Origin of the sequence: Paenibacillus ginsengihumi DSM 21568, assembly GCF_000380965.1 — a bacterium.
Classification (GTDB): domain Bacteria; phylum Bacillota; class Bacilli; order Paenibacillales; family NBRC-103111; genus Paenibacillus_G; species Paenibacillus_G ginsengihumi.
On sequence record NZ_KB905562.1, the window covers coordinates 52,214 to 67,755 of the forward strand.

16 protein-coding genes and 1 riboswitch are annotated in these 15,542 nt (G+C 60.6%); all 16 genes read left to right on the plus strand.

Annotation, left to right across the window (positions count from 1 at the left end; genetic code table 11):
• The first annotated feature begins 72 nt into the window (after positions 1 to 72).
• Positions 73 to 750, plus strand: a complete 678-nt coding sequence (locus tag F591_RS0110205; protein ID WP_019534499.1) for a PspA/IM30 family protein — start codon at positions 73 to 75, stop codon at positions 748 to 750.
• Between the two features lie 133 nt (positions 751 to 883).
• Positions 884 to 1,303 (plus strand): DUF350 domain-containing protein, encoded by a 420-nt coding sequence (locus F591_RS0110210; RefSeq protein ID WP_026326514.1) that lies wholly within the window; start codon positions 884 to 886, stop codon positions 1,301 to 1,303.
• A 156-nt stretch (positions 1,304 to 1,459) separates the two neighbouring features.
• Positions 1,460 to 1,963 carry a hypothetical protein gene (locus tag F591_RS0110220; RefSeq protein ID WP_019534501.1) on the plus strand — a complete coding sequence of 168 codons (504 nt, stop codon included), beginning with the start codon at positions 1,460 to 1,462 and terminating at the stop codon, positions 1,961 to 1,963.
• A gap of 212 nt (positions 1,964 to 2,175) precedes the next feature.
• Positions 2,176 to 3,534 carry an MFS transporter gene (locus F591_RS0110225; protein WP_019534502.1) on the plus strand — a complete coding sequence of 453 codons (1,359 nt, stop codon included), beginning with the start codon at positions 2,176 to 2,178 and terminating at the stop codon, positions 3,532 to 3,534.
• Positions 3,535 to 3,905: 371 nt separating this feature from the next.
• Positions 3,906 to 4,829 (plus strand): cysteine synthase A, encoded by a 924-nt coding sequence (cysK, locus tag F591_RS0110230; RefSeq protein WP_019534503.1) that lies wholly within the window; start codon positions 3,906 to 3,908, stop codon positions 4,827 to 4,829.
• A 622-nt stretch (positions 4,830 to 5,451) separates the two neighbouring features.
• On the plus strand, positions 5,452 to 5,949 hold the full coding sequence (locus F591_RS0110240) for an Lrp/AsnC family transcriptional regulator (protein ID WP_019534504.1): 498 nt from the start codon (positions 5,452 to 5,454) through the stop codon (positions 5,947 to 5,949).
• Between the two features lie 17 nt (positions 5,950 to 5,966).
• Entirely contained in the window at positions 5,967 to 7,166 is a 1,200-nt protein-coding gene (locus F591_RS0110245) for an aminotransferase class I/II-fold pyridoxal phosphate-dependent enzyme (RefSeq protein ID WP_019534505.1), read from the plus strand.
• A 127-nt stretch (positions 7,167 to 7,293) separates the two neighbouring features.
• The gene (locus F591_RS0110250) at positions 7,294 to 7,557 is read left to right on the plus strand and encodes an aspartyl-phosphate phosphatase Spo0E family protein (protein ID WP_019534506.1); all 264 of its coding nucleotides are present in this window, start codon (positions 7,294 to 7,296) and stop codon (positions 7,555 to 7,557) included.
• A 386-nt stretch (positions 7,558 to 7,943) separates the two neighbouring features.
• Entirely contained in the window at positions 7,944 to 8,480 is a 537-nt protein-coding gene (locus F591_RS0110255; protein WP_019534507.1) for a hypothetical protein, read from the plus strand.
• Positions 8,481 to 8,493: 13 nt separating this feature from the next.
• Positions 8,494 to 8,712: riboswitch (cobalamin riboswitch) on the plus strand.
• Positions 8,713 to 8,886: 174 nt separating this feature from the next.
• A complete protein-coding gene (locus F591_RS0110260) occupies positions 8,887 to 9,909 on the plus strand; it encodes an ABC transporter substrate-binding protein (RefSeq protein WP_019534508.1) in 1,023 nt (340 codons plus the stop codon).
• 1 nt (position 9,910) lies between these two features.
• A complete protein-coding gene (locus F591_RS0110265; protein ID WP_019534509.1) occupies positions 9,911 to 10,948 on the plus strand; it encodes a FecCD family ABC transporter permease in 1,038 nt (345 codons plus the stop codon).
• A gap of 50 nt (positions 10,949 to 10,998) precedes the next feature.
• Positions 10,999 to 11,868 carry an ABC transporter ATP-binding protein gene (locus F591_RS0110270; RefSeq protein ID WP_019534510.1) on the plus strand — a complete coding sequence of 290 codons (870 nt, stop codon included), beginning with the start codon at positions 10,999 to 11,001 and terminating at the stop codon, positions 11,866 to 11,868.
• Positions 11,865 to 12,932, plus strand: coding sequence for a nicotinate-nucleotide--dimethylbenzimidazole phosphoribosyltransferase (gene cobT, locus F591_RS0110275; protein ID WP_019534511.1), 1,068 nt, complete (start codon positions 11,865 to 11,867; stop codon positions 12,930 to 12,932). The genes F591_RS0110270 and cobT overlap by 4 nt, the downstream gene beginning before the upstream one ends.
• A 4-nt stretch (positions 12,933 to 12,936) precedes the next feature.
• Complete coding sequence (locus F591_RS0110280) at positions 12,937 to 13,551, plus strand: bifunctional adenosylcobinamide kinase/adenosylcobinamide-phosphate guanylyltransferase (RefSeq protein WP_019534512.1); 615 nt, start codon at positions 12,937 to 12,939, stop codon at positions 13,549 to 13,551.
• 16 nt (positions 13,552 to 13,567) lie between these two features.
• A complete protein-coding gene (gene cbiB / locus F591_RS0110285; protein ID WP_019534513.1) occupies positions 13,568 to 14,704 on the plus strand; it encodes an adenosylcobinamide-phosphate synthase CbiB in 1,137 nt (378 codons plus the stop codon).
• Positions 14,680 to 15,495, plus strand: coding sequence for an adenosylcobinamide-GDP ribazoletransferase (gene cobS, locus F591_RS0110290; protein WP_019534514.1), 816 nt, complete (start codon positions 14,680 to 14,682; stop codon positions 15,493 to 15,495). Before cbiB ends, cobS begins: the two co-directional genes overlap by 25 nt.
• Positions 15,496 to 15,542 lie beyond the last annotated feature (47 nt).

Genomic DNA, 15,542 nt, shown 5'->3' on the forward strand with positions numbered 1-15,542 from the left:
AGGAGAACGGGAACGCGCCGCACCCGGCTTCGTCCCAATATAACCTGTTCAATAATAGGGGAGGAATTCCGCATGGGAATTTTCAAGAGACTTCGCGATCTGACGATGGCGTCCATCAACGATTTGCTCGACAAGGCCGAAGATCCGGTCAAAATGCTGAACCAGTTCCTTCGCGATATGGAGGAAGATATCCGCGAAGCGGAAGTGGCCGTCGCCAAGCAAATCGCCATTGAGAAGAAGTTCAAGCAGCAGTACGAAGAGGCTTTGGAGATGGTGGAGAAGCGCGAGGAGCAGGCGCTCAAGGCGCTGGAAGCCGGCAACGAAGATTTGGCCCGCCGCGCGCTTCAGGACAAGAAGGAGCATCAGCAGCGTCATGACGAGATGAAGCAGCAGTACGAAGTGGCGAAGCAGAACGCCGACCGGCTGCGCGCCCAGCTTGCCGAAATGAAGGACGAATTCGGCCAGATGAAGAACAAGCGGGATGTGCTTGTCGCCCGCGCCGAAGCGGCCAAGGCTCAGAAGCAAATCAATCAGGCCATGTCCGGCTTCGGCAAGAACAGCGCGGCCAAAGGCTTCGACCGCATGAGCGAGAAAGTGCTGCAGCTCGAGGCGGAAGCCGAGGCGAGCGGAGAGCTCCGCTCCAAGGACCGCAGCCTGGACGACGAGCTGGCGGCGCTGGACAAAAATGACGGTATTGACGACGAGCTGGCCGCGCTCAAAGCCAAGCTTGCCGCCAGGAAGTCGCAATAACGAAGATGCGAAGACAACAGGGAGACCAGGGGAGGAACGCCTCGACGGTCTCCCCCGTTTTTGTTTTTTTGCTGATGCAAAAGGGTCCTGACATGAAGGGCACATAAAGCGAAAGGACGTAGAAACGGATATGATGAACGAAGAGGTGGATCAACTGATGGGCAATCCCTATGTAGAGACGCTTGCCTTCTTCTCCGTGGCCATTTTGGCGCTGATCGTTTTTCTGGCGATTTTCGAGCTGGTGACGAAATACAAGGACTGGGAAGAAATCAAGAACGGCAACCTGTCGGTCGCCATGGCGACAGGCGGCAAAATATTCGGCATCTGCAACCTGTTCCGTTTTTCGATCCTCAATAACGATTCGCTGCTGCATTCCTTGATCTGGGCGGGATTCGGATTCGTACTGCTGCTTGTTGCCTATTTTATATTCGAATTTTTAACCCCGTATTTTAAAATTGACACCGAAATTCAGAGGGACAACCGGGCTGTCGGCTTTTTGTCCATGATCATTTCGATATCGCTGTCCTATGTCATCGGAGCCAGCGTCACCTGACTACGAACCGGTAAGGCTTTCGTACGGAAGCTGTCGCCGGAAGGAGCGAATTGAGCGTTGAAATATTTGTGGGGAATATTGCTTGCTTTGGCGCTTGTGTTTATCGGCGCGGGCGTATACTATTTTAATAAAATTGCCTAGCCGGAGGGATAGCTCTTGCCACAGTCCGACCAAATATGCCCGTGGTGCCAGACGGAGATCGTCTGGGACCCGGAGATCGGCCCGGAGGAAACGTGTCCGCATTGCCTGAACGAGCTCGGAGATTACCGCGAAATCAAGCTGAAGGTGAAGCAGGAAGGCCAGCGCATCGTCTTCGACGACGAAGATGAAGAGGAAGAATGGGACGATGCGGCATTGCTGGACGATGAGCCGGCATGGATGGGCGAATACGAGGAAGGCGTTCAGCGCCTGCTGGATCGGCAGGAGGAGGCGCCGGAATGCTCCGTCTGCCGCAGCCTGATGCTGGCGGCCGGGACGGTTGCCGCTCCCGAGTCGTTCGTTCCGCACGTCCGCGAGGAACTGGGGGAACCGCTTCTTCGCCAAGACTTCGCAGCTCAGTTATACGTCTGCCCTTCCTGCTTCAAAACGGAGCGCATCTTATCGGAGCCCGACCGTCTCGCCATGATCGAGCTGCTGAAGCGCCTTGGCAAAGCGGAATGAATGACAAGCACTGACCCGGGATGGGCGGTGCTTTTTTCGTTGTTTGGCTGAGGCAGGCAGTTTAAAGCTTAAGTCCAGCGCTGAAATCTTGCGACCATACCAGTTTCATCCAGGCGGATATGTTTTTCGGCGATTGGGGAAGTTTAATGTAGACCGTGCAAGTGAACGTCTTGATTCGCGGGATACATTCTACAACGAGCAAAGGTGAGCGCATGCATTCCGGTTCTACTCATTTTCCGAACAAATGGGGCCGCAGCCGCGGGCATATCGAAGCCCCCGCATGGAGGGAACGCGAAGGCGGCCGGTTCCCGGGCACACCCAAAGTTAGACGGAGAAAAAGCGGTCCCCTGGACGGCCAGGCTCGTCTCCTGCTGACCGTCAACGGCTTGTTTGCAGCAGCCAATGCGCTGTCCGGCGCCTTCGTCAATGTGTATTTATGGAGGGCCAAGCACGATTTTGCTGTGATCGGCTGGTTCACACTTGTGCATCATTTGACGATGGCAATCACTTTTTGGACGGCGGGAAAATGGGTGAAGGAGCACAACAAGATGAACTGCCTGCGGGCGGGCGTCGCCTTCGCGGCGCTGTTCTATTTGGCGGTGCTCTCGTTCGGGGAGCGGTCGGCCGATTATTTTGCGCTGCTCGGCCTCATCCAGGGCATATCGTCGGGCTTGTTTTGGCTCGCCTTCAACGTCGTTTACTTCGAGGTGACGGATCCGGACAACCGCGACAAATTCAACGGCTGGGCAGGCCTGCTCGGCGCGGGCGCCGGGATGATCGCGCCCTGGATATCCGGCTTCCTGATCGTGCGCATGACGGCAGCAACCGGCTACCGGCTGATCTTTACGATCTCGCTCGTCGTGTTTTTGATCGGCGTCGTATTCAGCTTTTTCCTCAAAAAAAGAAAAACGGCGGGGCATTACGACTGGCTGTTGACGTGGCGATGCCTGAGGCGGAAGGACACCGCGTGGCGTCCGGTCAGCCTCGCCCTGGTGGCGCAGGGCATCCGCGAAGGGGTGTTCGGGTTCATTATCGCTCTGCTCGTATACGTCCATACGGGCAACGAGATGCAGCTCGGCAATTTCTCGCTGATCACTTCGGCCGTCTCGCTCATCGCCTTCATGATCACCGGGAGGCTGCTGAGGCCGGCATTTCGCCGCATGGCGATGCTGATCGGGGCTGCGGTAATGGTGGCTGTGATCGCGCCTTTTTTCTGGAAGGTTAATTTTTATACGCTGCTGCTGTTCGGGGTCGGGGTTTCCATGTTTTTCCCGCTGTACAGCATTCCGATGACGTCCACGGTATTCGATCTGATCGGCAGCGAAGCCGAAAGCGTCCGGCGGCGCGAGGAATACATCGTCATGCGGGAGCTTGCCCTGAACGTCGGCAGGCTGCTCGGCACAGCCGTGTTCATCCTGGTCGTCACCTTCAACCAGACCCCGGCGGCCATGAACTGGCTGCTGCTTGGCATCGGCAGCTCGCCGCTCGTTACCTGGTATTTCATGCGCAAGGTCCAGGTCCATTTCCCGGGCGAGAAGCCGGGTCCGAAGGCTGCGGGAGCGAGAGCTTAAGCGGCGGGGCGCGGGGCTATTTTCAAGATAGACGCCCATGCCGCTGGCGCAGCACCATCAGCAAGGATGAAAACGGGCCGCGCACCAAGCGCTATTTTCAAGATAGCCAGCCCCCCATGCTGCTTGATACTCAGCCGGCGGCCTCAGAACACCGCGATCGCGTTCGAACTCCCGGTTAAGGCTCGAGTTCCACGTTAGCGATGCCACTCCCGGGCCAATGAGGCGGACAAATCCTGCAAAAAATGTTACGGTTTTCGCCGGGAAGCGTTAGTCCGCAGCTTGCCTCTTCGCGATATTCCCGATAAAATGGGGTGGAAATCTACATATTGGACATCGTGCCGAAACAGGGGTGCGAAGGGAGCGGAGCCACCATGAATCATCGAAGGATGGTCGGGAGCATCACGGATTTGATCGGCCATACGCCCGCCGTCCGCGTGCGGCGGCTTGTCGGGGCGGACGATGCGGAGCTATATGTGAAGCTCGAATACTTCAATCCAAGCCGCAGCGTCAAGGACCGGGCTGCGTTCAATCTGATCGCCCAGGCGGAGCGGGACGGGGTAATCCGCCCAGGGGCGACGATCATCGAGCCGACCAGCGGCAATACCGGGATCGGACTGGCGATGAACGCCGCCGCCAAAGGCTATAAGGCGATTCTGGTCATGCCGGACAACATGACCAGGGAGCGGATCAACCTGCTGAAGGCGTACGGCGCGGAGGTCGTGCTGACGCCGGCGGCCGAGCGGATGCCGGGAGCGATCCGCAAGGCGCTGGAGCTGAAGGAGCAAATTCCGAACAGCTTCATCCCGCAGCAATTCGAAAATCGCGCCAATCCGGACATTCACCGGAAGACGACGGCGCTGGAAATTATCGAGCAGATGGGAGGGCGGCTGGACGCGTTCGTCGCCACCTCGGGCACCGGCGGGACGATTACCGGAACGGGCGAGGTGCTCAAGGAGCGGCTGCCAGGCATTCGCATCTACGTCGTCGAGCCCAAAGGCTCGCCGGTGCTGTCCGGCGGCCAGCCCGGCCCCCACAAGCTGGTCGGCACAAGTCCCGGCTTCGTCCCGCCAATCCTGAATACATCGGTATATGACAAAATCGTCCAGGTATCCGACGACGACGCGCTGCAGACGGTTCGCGATTTGGCCCGGCTGGAGGGCATCCTCGTCGGCCCGTCCTCGGGCGCGTCGGTGTGGACGGGGCTGCAGGTGGCCCTCGAGCTGGGCAAAGGCCACCGCGTGCTCTGCATCGCGCCGGACACCGGGGAACGATACCTCAGCATGGATATTTTTTGAGCGAGACGCCGATGACGAGCGATTCCTGTCGTCGCGGTCGTTACCTGCGGTGTTGAAAATTCGCCGAAGGGCTTCGTCGAATATTCAAGTATGAAGCTTCGGAATTCGTTTCCGAGGCTTTTTTGTCATGTTTCAGGCCACAGGATTTCTTGGGCTCGGTGAAGCGAATCTGTCCTGGAGCATCAGGGACATGGGGCGCAGCTTGTGGAAAATCGGCGGACCCGAGCTGTCGGGAATCTGGGTTGCTCGCTTTGCTAGCGCTTCGAATAGCGCTTTGCTGGCCGTGGGCTCGCGTTTTGCCGGGCTTTGCCGGGCAGACATTCAGCAAAATTGCCTCCAAGGCAAGGGACGTTTTTCTTGCGTAATTGCACGGCGGGCTGGCGCCGCGGGGCGGCGTGCAGTTTCGGCCAATGCAGTGCGTCGTCCATGTCCGCAGCTGGCGCGCCGCCTGCCCCTCTGCGCGTTCGAGCCAGCGAATCGGATGCTGCGCAGCAGGCAGCGGCGGCATGATCGGCCATGCCCGGTCAATTTTATTTTGCCATTCCGCCGCGATGGGTGTAATATGTAAGAATCAGCTTCTAGCTGATGCCGAGCGCTTGACCAATGTTGGAGGAGGCATACTATGACTATTGATGACTTTAAGCAGAAAATTATCGAGCTTCTCAAAGAAGACGCGCGCCGCTCGCCGGCCCTGATCGCGACGATGCTTGGCGCGTCGGAGGCGGAAGTGGCGGCGGCGATTCGCGAGCTGGAGGAAGCGAATGTCATCGTCAAATATGCCACCGTCGTGAATTGGGCCAAGGTCGACAGCGAGAAGGTGACCGCGCTGATCGAGGTCCAGATTACGCCTGAGCGCGGCCGCGGGTTCGACGCTATTGCGGAGCGCATCTACCTGTATCCGGAAGTGAAATCGGTCTATCTGATGTCCGGAGCTTACGATCTGCTTGTGGAAATCGAAGGGAAAACGCTCAAGGAAGTCGCTTCCTTCGTATCCAACAAGCTGTCTCCGATCGACCGCGTGCTTTCTACCAAAACGCATTTTATTCTCAAAAAATATAAACAGGACGGCATTACGTTCGAGGACCACCAGGACGACCGCCGTCTTCTGATCTCGCCGTGAAGGGACGGTAAGGTACGATGTTAGAACAAAAGCAGGATCAACCTACGACAAGCAAGTCGATGCGCGGATATTTGGCTCCTCTCGTTCGCGAGATTCCGCCGTCGGGCATCCGCAAATTTTTCGATCTGGTCAGCGGCAGCAAAGATATCATCTCGCTCGGCGTGGGCGAGCCGGACTTCTGCACCCCATGGCATGTGCGCGAAGCCTGCGTCTATTCGCTCGAGCGCGGCAATACGAAATACACGCCGAACTCCGGGCTGCCGGAGCTGCGCGAAGCGATCGCCGAATATTTGTACGAATCGTTCCGGGTGCCGTACGAGCCGAGCGACGAGGTGCTCGTCACCGTCGGCGGCAGCGAGGCGATCGACCTGGCGCTGCGCGCGCTGATCGCACCGGGAGACGAAGTGCTGATTCCCGAGCCGAGCTATATTTCCTACAATCCGATCGTCAGGATTGGTGGCGGCGTGCCGATCAGCATCGAGACGCTGGCCAAGGATCAGTTCAAGCTGAAGCCGGAGGCGCTGAAGGCGGCGCTGACTCCGCGCTCCAAGGTGCTTATCCTGAACTATCCGAGCAATCCGACCGGGGGCATCATGACTTACGAGGATTGGCTGCCGATCGCTAAAATCGTCGAGGAGCACGATCTCATCGTCATTTCCGACGAAATCTACGCCGAGCTTACGTACGAGAGCAAGCACGTCAGCTTCCCCTCGCTGCCGGGCATGCGCGACCGGACGATTCTGGTCAGCGGCTTCTCCAAGGCGTTCGCCATGACCGGTTGGCGGATGGGGTACGCCTGCGGCCACCGCGAGCTGATCGCCGCTATGAACAAGATTCATCAGTATACCGTGATGTGCGCTCCTTCCATGGGCCAGGTGGCCGCGCTGGAGGCTTTGAAGTACGGCATGGAAGAGAAGGACCATATGGTCGAGTCGTACAACCAGCGGCGCAGACTGGTCGTCCACGGCTTCCGCGAGATCGGTCTGCCATGCCATGAGCCGCAAGGGGCGTTCTATGCGTTCCCGTCCATTCAGTCTACAGGACTAAGTTCCGAGGAATTTGCGCAGCGGCTGCTTTTTGAGGCGAAAGTCGCAGCCGTTCCGGGACATGTATTCGGGGCCGGCGGCGAAGGGTTCATCCGCTGCTCTTATGCCACCTCGGTTAATCAGCTGTTGGAAGCGATCGAGCGGATCGGCAAATTGATTAAAAATATTTGATTTCGACAAAATAAGCCATTTTCATTTTCTCCTAAAACTGGTATCTTGGTATTAGGAAAGTCTCAAATCTTAACAAATTTTGAGATTTTTCATCATTGGTGCTAAAGATATGTAGGGAGGGATGAAGATGGCTTTTCCGGAATATCAGCTTCGGCAGTTCCTGCAGGTTGAATGGATTCGAGAACGAGAAGATGGTGCGAAGTGGATTTTTGGGAAACGCAAGAAGGTCTCATCTGCCTTATCTTTAGAAGACGAAATTTACCGTTTGCGCCGCGAGCTCGAACGTCTGGTGGAGGAAGGACACGATTTGACATCGCCAGTCGTGGTCGAGATCAGTACGCTGCTCGACAAGAAAATCAATCAGTATATGCAAGAACACAAGAACCGGTGATTGCCGGTTCTTTTTATATAGACGCCGATGACGAGCGATTCCTTCCATACATTGGTCGCCGCCATGCTCGCCAGCCTCGATGGTTGCTTTACCCGGCTAACGCTTGCCACAGAGCTTGTTTCATTCGGCTTTGAAATTGCTGCGAGGAATGATTCGCCCAGAGACCTATGCAGGTCTATTCGACAAAATTCCGGCTTCGCGCCGGCGAAACGATTTGCTTTGAGCCTTTGGGCTAGTATATGATAAGATGAGGCGAGCGAATCCTGTCGTCATCGGCTGTCGCCTGCGGTGTTGAAAATTCAGCGTTTGGTTGCTTCGCCTGCTGAAAATTTGCTGACGATTTCTGTTACATGTTACGATACAGTTTTGGGAGGAGAAGGGGGACCATGAAGGGGAAGTTGCTGCTTATGGCGCTGCTCTTGGCATTCTCTGTGCTTACCGGCTGCAGCAAAGGTCCGAAGGCGGATGTCACGCTCTTTTTGATGGCCTCAAATGGTGTGCCTAACGAGGTAGGGGAAAAATTGCAGCAGTCGCTGCAGGCCAAAGTCGGCGAGGGGATGACGGTGGAAGTGGTCACGACGCCGATCTTTTCCCTGGAAAAGCTGATCGTCGAGATCGCCGCTGGCGGACACGGCGTGCTTATCGTTCCCGGCGAGCAGTTCAAGGCGCTCGGACAACAGGGAGGCTACGTCAGCCTGGACGATGTGGCGAACCCGGAGGATTATCCGGAGGGCGTGCTGGAGATGACGGAGGACGGCAAGACGGAGAAACATCTGTACGGCATCCCGCTCGAGCATTCCAGGTGGTTTGCCGATCTGCAGCTGAACGGCAAAGATTTGTTCGCATTCATCCCGCTGAATGCGCCGGACCACGAAAAGGCGAAGCAGGTCATGAAGATCATTGCCGAGAAGAAGCAAGATTGACCGTAAGCTATGCTCATATATCATCCTTTCAGGTGCTTGCCGCATCCTCGCCGATGCGTCAGGGTAAAAGGGAAGCCGGTGCGAATCCGGCACGGTCCCGCCACTGTGAATGGATATAAGCTTCCGCATCAGCCACTGCCTGCAAGAGACGCGGGCGGGAAGGAGCGGAAAGCCGCGAAGCTGCCGCTTCGCATCCATGATTCAGGAAACCTGCCTGCAAAAGGGTTATGGTCGCATCCTTTCGAGGAAGAGGAGGCACCGCGGACTCATGCGCGCAACAAACAAGCCGCCCGTCGGCTCCCGATATTCGCGTACGGCAGGGCCCCGGGTGCGCTCCGCTCATCTTCACGAAGGATGAGGCGGAGCATTTTTTGTTTAACCACACGTTTGAAGGGGAGAACGGATAATGGCAAATCATCGCAAGCAGAAGACAAAATGGTTAGCCGCGCTGCTCGGGTTAGCGCTGGCCTTTACCGCAGCAGGCTGCGGCGCGGGAGGCGGCGCGCCGGACGGGGGAGCGGCAGCCCAGCCGCAGACGTCGCCGGGCAGCGCGCCGCCCGGGCAAAACGCCGGAGATGCCGAGAAGCGGACGGTCTATCCGTTCACGGTGAAGGATGCGACCGGGCGGGAATTCGTGTTCGGGAAAGCGCCGGAGCGCATCGCTTCGACGTCGCCCAGCGAGACGGAGATGCTGTTCGCGCTGGGGCTCGGAGACAAGGTCGTCGGCGTATCGGACTTTTGCGACTATCCGGAAGAAGCGAAAGCGAAGCCGAAGCTCGGCAGCATTACGAAGCCGAACGAAGAGGCGCTGATCGGAACGGGGGCAGATCTTGTGCTTGCCGGGGTGTCGATGAAGCTGCCGACGGTGGAGAAGCTTAGGGAGTTGCAGGTTCCGCTGTTCAAGGTCGAGCCGAAGACGGTGGACGACATCATGAACAACCTGCTGTTGATGGGGCAAATCTTCGACAGGCAGGCGCGCGCCGAGGAGCTGGTGGCCGAGATGAAGGCCGAACGGCAGAAGGTCGTGGACGCGGTCAAGGACTTGAAGCCCGAAGAACGAAAAAAGGTGTTCTTTGAGTTTTCGCCGGGCTGGACGGTCGGTAAAGGCGAGTTTCTGGATGAGCTGATCCGGCTGGCGGGCGGCGTCAATGTTGCCGGCGAGGAGCAAGGGTACGTGCAGATCAGCGAGGAGAAGGTGATCGCCGACAATCCTCAGGTTATTCTGTACCCCGAAGGCATTATCGACGATCAGTCGAAGAAGCCGATGGACCAGCTTATCCGCGAGCGAAGCGGCTGGGACAAGATCGACGCCGTGAAGAACGACCGGCTGGCAGGCGTGGACAAAGATGTCGTCAGCCGTCCGGGCCCGCGGATTATGCAGGGGCTGACGGAAATCGCCAAGGGCATTTATCCCGAATTGGTGAAATAACATGAAGCGCAGATTGCTGCTGTGGGGAGGGGCGGGCATCGCCCTGCTCCTCTTGTCCGCGACGGCGGCTTTGTCGATCGGCACCGTGCGCATTCCTTTTACGCACGTATGGGGAATCGTGGCGCACCATGTGCCTGGCGTGGGCAGCGGCTTGGAGCCTTACTGGACCGAAGCCGAGGAGCAAATTATTTGGAAGGTGCGCCTTCCCCGCGTCGCGCTCGGCCTGTTGGTCGGAGCGGCGCTCGGCGTATCCGGAGCGGCCTTTCAAGGGGTGCTGCGCAATCCGCTCGCCGATCCGTATACGCTGGGCGTGTCCTCGGGCGCTTCCGTCGGAGCGGCTTTTTTAATCTTATTCGGTTATCAATACTTGTTCGGTCCCTGGACAGTCCCTGCGGTGGCGTTTGCGACAGGGACGCTTTCGCTTGTCACGGTGCTGGCGCTTGCCCGCACTCACGGCAAAATGCCGCTGGAGACGGTGATTTTGTCGGGCGTCGTGATGCAGGCTTTTCTCGGTTCGTTCGTCTCGTTCATGGTTTCCTTATCCGATCAGGCCATTAATGAAATCATTTTTTGGGTCATGGGCAGTCTGGCGCTGCGCGGCTGGTCGTACACGGCCGTGCTGCTGCCTTATTTGGCGATCGGCGGCGCGATCCTGCTGAGCTATGGGCGGGCGATGAATCTGCTTGCCCTCGGCGAGCGGCAGGCCGCCCATCTCGGCGTGCGCGTGGAGCGGACGAAGCTGATCGTGCTGGCCGCCTCCACGCTCGTGACGGCGGCCGCCGTCTCCGTATCCGGCGTCATCGCCTTCGTCGGGCTCATTATTCCTCATCTGCTGAGGCTGGCGATGGGGCCGGATTACCGGCTGCTGCTGCCGATGTCCTTGCTCGGCGGAGCCGTCTATGTCGTCCTGGCGGATACGCTTGCCCGGACGCTGCTGGCGCCGACGGAAATACCGCTCGGCGTCGTAACCGCCTTGCTCGGCGCGCCGTTCTTCGCCTGGCTGCTGCACCGGTCGAAGCGGGCGGGGAAGCTGAGCTGATGCCGGCGGCATTCATTTTGGTCATTCGCTTAAAAAGGAGGGACAATCCGATGGCGGCACAATCGGAAAGCGCGGCGGGCCGGGCGCGGAAAGGCGCCGAGACGGGGCATGCTTCCGCTGGACATGGAAGCGAGATCGTCCTGGAGGCGAAGGACATCGGCAAAACGTTCGGCGAGCGGCAGGTGCTGGAGCGGATCGCTTTTCAGGTGAAACGGGGCGAGTGGCTCGGCATTCTCGGGCCAAACGGGAGCGGCAAGTCGACGTTGCTGCATATTTTGTCGGGCGTGGAGATGCCAACGGCAGGCCAGGCGCTGCTCGCGGGCAAGCCGCTTGCCGCTTATTCGCGCAAGGAGCTGGCCCGCTTCGTGGCCGTGCTGTCGCAGGACGCGCTGCCGCCGCTCGGGTTCACCGTGCGCGAGATTATCGAGATGGGCCGCTATCCTTATCAGAACTGGTTCGGGGATGAAACGGGCGAATCCGGCGGGCTGGTGGAGCGGATTATCGAGCGCCTCAAGCTCGGGCCGCTGAGCGACAGAACGGTGAATAAGCTCAGCGGAGGCGAGCGGCAGCGGGTCGCGCTCGGCAAAGTGATGGCTCAGGAGCCGAGGCTGCTGTTGCTGGACGAACCGACAACCTTTCTCGATATCGGCTATCAGCTGGAAATGATGGAGCTCATCCGGACGTGGCAGCAGGAAGGCGGGCTGACGGTCGTTTCCGTGCTGCACGATCTGAACTTGGCGGCGCAGTTCTGCGACCGCCTCATGCTGGTAAGCAGGGGGCGGATCGCCGGGATGGGCGCGCCCCACGATGTGATCGAAGCCCGGCTGTTGTCCGAGGTGTACGGGACGGAGCCTCATGTGCTGCCGCACCCGGGCAGCGGGGTACCGCAAATATTGCTTGGAAAGGGGAAGCGTTCATGACAGGCATAACGCTTAAGCAAGTGATTCAGGAGATCGGGCCGCTCGATACGGCCGCCATGGAGGCGGCCGCGCGGCATTCGGACAAGCTGACGAAGCCGCCGGGCAGCCTGGGGCGGCTCGAGGCGGTGGCGCGGCAGCTTGCCGGCATCTTCGGCGAGCCGATTCCCCGTCTCGGCCGCAAAGCGGTCATCGTGATGGCCGGCGATCACGGCGTCTGCGAGGAAGGGGTAAGCGCCTTTCCTGCGGAGGTGACGCCGCAGATGGTGCTCAACTTCCTGCAGGGCGGAGCGGCCGTCAATGCGCTCGCGCGGCAGACCGGCGCCGACGTGGTGTGCGTCGACATCGGCGTGAATGCCGACCTGTCCCACCCCGCGCTCGTATCGCGCAAAATCCGCAGAGGCACAGCCAATATGGCGAAAGGGCCGGCCATGTCGCGGGAAGAGGCGGAGGCGGCGATTTTGGCCGGCGCGCAGCTGGTCGAGGAGCTGGCGGCGGGCGGCTGCAGCCTGTTTGCCACCGGCGAGATGGGCATCGGCAACACGACGCCGAGCGCGGCGCTGCTCGCCGTGCTGGCCGGCATCGAGCCCGCTGCGGCTGCGGGCCGCGGCACCGGCATCGACGACAGCGCACTGACGCGCAAGCAGGCGGTCATCCGGCGCGCCATCGAGGTGAACCGCCCGGACCCGGCCGATCCGCTGGACGTCCTGGCGAAAGTCGGAGGGCTTGAGATCGCCGGACTCGTCGGCGTCATTCTTGGCGCGGCCCGCTGCCGCCGTCCGGTCGTCATCGACGGCTTCATCTCGTCGGCAGCCGCGCTGGTCGCCAGCCGCCTCGCTCCGCGGAGCGCGGACTATATGATCGCCTCGCATCTGTCGCACGAGCAGGGCCATGCCCGCTTGCTGGAGGCGATCGGGCTCGCGCCGATGCTGCACATGGACATGCGGCTCGGCGAAGGCACCGGGGCGGTGCTGGCCTTTCCGCTCATCGAGGCGTCCGTCCGCCTGATGGCGGAGATGGCGACGTTCGAGAGCGCGGGCATCTCCCAGGCGGCGGAGCGGCGGTGAAGCGATGAAGGTGCTGGTGACAGGCGGCGCGCGCAGCGGCAAAAGCGCGTTCGCGGAACGGTATGCGGCGAAGCTCGCGCCGGAAGGCATTTATATTGCGACGGCCCAGGCGTACGACGACGAAATGCGGCAGCGCATCGAGCAGCATCGGCAGGAGCGGGCGGAGCGCGGCTTCCGCTGGACTACCCGGGAGGAGCCGTACGATTTGGCGGGGGCGCTGAGGGAGCTTGCGGCGCAGCAGAGGCCGGAGGCCGGTCCGGCGCCCGGTCCGGCGCCCGCGGCAGAGGAAAGCGGCCGGCTTGGGCGCGTCGTGCTGGTCGACTGCCTTACGCTGTGGCTGTCCAACCGGCTGCTGGAGCGGGAAGGCGAAGCCGAGGCGGAGCGGCGGGTGGAAGCGCTCATCGAGGAATTGGCGCAGGCGTTCGCGGATTATTCCGGCGCGCTCGTTCTCGTGACTAACGAGGTCGGCTACGGGCTGGTGCCGGAATACAAGCTTGGCCGCCAGTTCCGCGATTTGTCGGGTCGCATGAATCAGCGGCTGGCGCAGGCGGCGGATCAGGTGTTCCTCGTCACAGCCGGCATTCCGATCGAGCTGAAGAGCCGCCAATATTTCATATAAAAACGGGTGAACGCAATTGATCCTATACAGCTGGCAAGAAACGGCGGCGATGGTGCTGGCGGCGCTCGTCATCGACTGGTGGATCGGCGATCCGAGATGGCGCTGGCTGACGCATCCGGTCATATGGATCGGGCGCTGGATCGCTTGGCTGGAGCGGAAGCTGTACGCTGCGGCAGGCAGTTCCCGCCACGTTCCGGACGCCGCAGGTGCGGAGGCGGGGGTTGCGGCAACGCCGGAACGGCCGCCGGCGCCAGATGCTTCTTCCGCGGGCTCAGCCGCCGCCCAAGGGCAGCAGAACGGCGCATCGTCTGCCGGGATGCGGTCGCCCGATCGGTCGGCCGCATCGCTTCGGCGGAGAGGGATCGTTCTGACGCTGCTTACTTTGGCGGTCGCGTTCGGAGCGATGTGGGCCTTGTGGTATGCGGCCAAGGAGCTGCACGAATGGCTCGGCTATGCCGTCAACACCTGGTTCATCTCGACGACGATTGCGGTCAAAGGGCTGAAGGACGCCGCGCTGGAGGTTTACCGCCCGCTGTGCGCAGGCGACCTGGACGAAGCCCGTCTCAAGACGGGCTACATTGTCGGCAGGGATACGAGCAGCCTCGGCGAAGATGAGCTGACGCGGGCGACGGTGGAGACGGTTGCGGAGAATACGGTCGATGCCGTCGTCTCGCCGCTATGCTATGCGCTGCTCGGCGGCGCTCCTCTGGCGATGCTGTACCGCGCGGCCAATACGCTCGATTCGATGGTCGGCTATAACAACGACAAGTATCGGCATTTCGGCTGGGCTTCCGCCAGGTGGGACGATGTCATGAACTGGATTCCGGCCCGGCTGACAGGGCTTATGCTGGTGCTCGCAGCGCTGCTGGCGCCGGGATTGAACGGGCGGCGGGCGGCCGCGGCTCTCCGGCGTTTCGCCCGGCTCCATCCGAGCCCGAACAGCGGCATCCCGGAATCGGCCGTAGCCGGCGCGCTCGGCATCGAGCTGGGCGGCACGAACATCTACGGCGGCCGCGTGAGCGAGCGGGCGAGGATGGGCTGGCCGCTGCGGCCGCGCGGCAGGGAAGATATTATTCGCGCCGTGCGCCTGATGTACGGCGTGAGCTGCGGAATAGCGGGGGGGCTGGTATGCGCGCTGTTGTTGACGCTCTGAAGGGCTGGTTTGCCGCTGTGGCGGCGGCTTTTCAGTTTTTGTCGAGGTTTCCGGTGCCGGTTCGGCTGAACTATACGGAGGAGCTGTTTCGGCGCAGCACAGTCGGCTATCCGCTCGTCGGCCTGGCGATCGGCTTGGCGGTGCTGGGAGCGGCCTGGCTGCTGGACGGAATCCTTCCCGCCGGTCCTGCGGCGGCGCTCGTCCTGGCCATCTGGGTCGCGCTGACAGGCGGGCTGCACCTGGACGGCCTGATGGATACGGCGGACGGTATTTTAAGCCACCGGCCGCGCGAGAAAATGCTGGAGATTATGAAAGACAGCCGCGTCGGGGCGATGGGCGTGCTCGCTTGCGCGCTGGTGCTGCTGCTGAAATGGAGCCTGCTGACGGAGCTGATCGGACGATGGCCGTCGGCCTGGCTGCTGCCGCTCGTTCCCGTGTGGAGCCGCTGGTACATGGTCGCGGCCATCGCTTCCTGGCCATATGCCCGCCAAGGGCAGGAAGGCGGCATGGGCGGGATGTTCCGCTCGGTGCGGCTAAGGCATACCGCGGCTGCCGGCATTCTGGCGGTGCTGCTGTCCGCCGCTGTCGTCGCGACAATGCCGGCTGCGGAGGGAAGGCTTGCCGCCGCGCTGACCGGCTTTCTGCTGCTCTTGACGTGCGCTGTCGCCGGCAATCGCATGAGCGCCTATATTCACCGCAAGCTCGGCGGATTGACGGGGGACACGTACGGAGCGATGAACGAGCTGCTGGAGACGCTGCTTTTGCTTGTCCTGCTGCTCGTGATGCGTTAGGAGGCCTTGATTTAGCGGGCAGATATCCGGCTTGCCGGCAAGGTCGT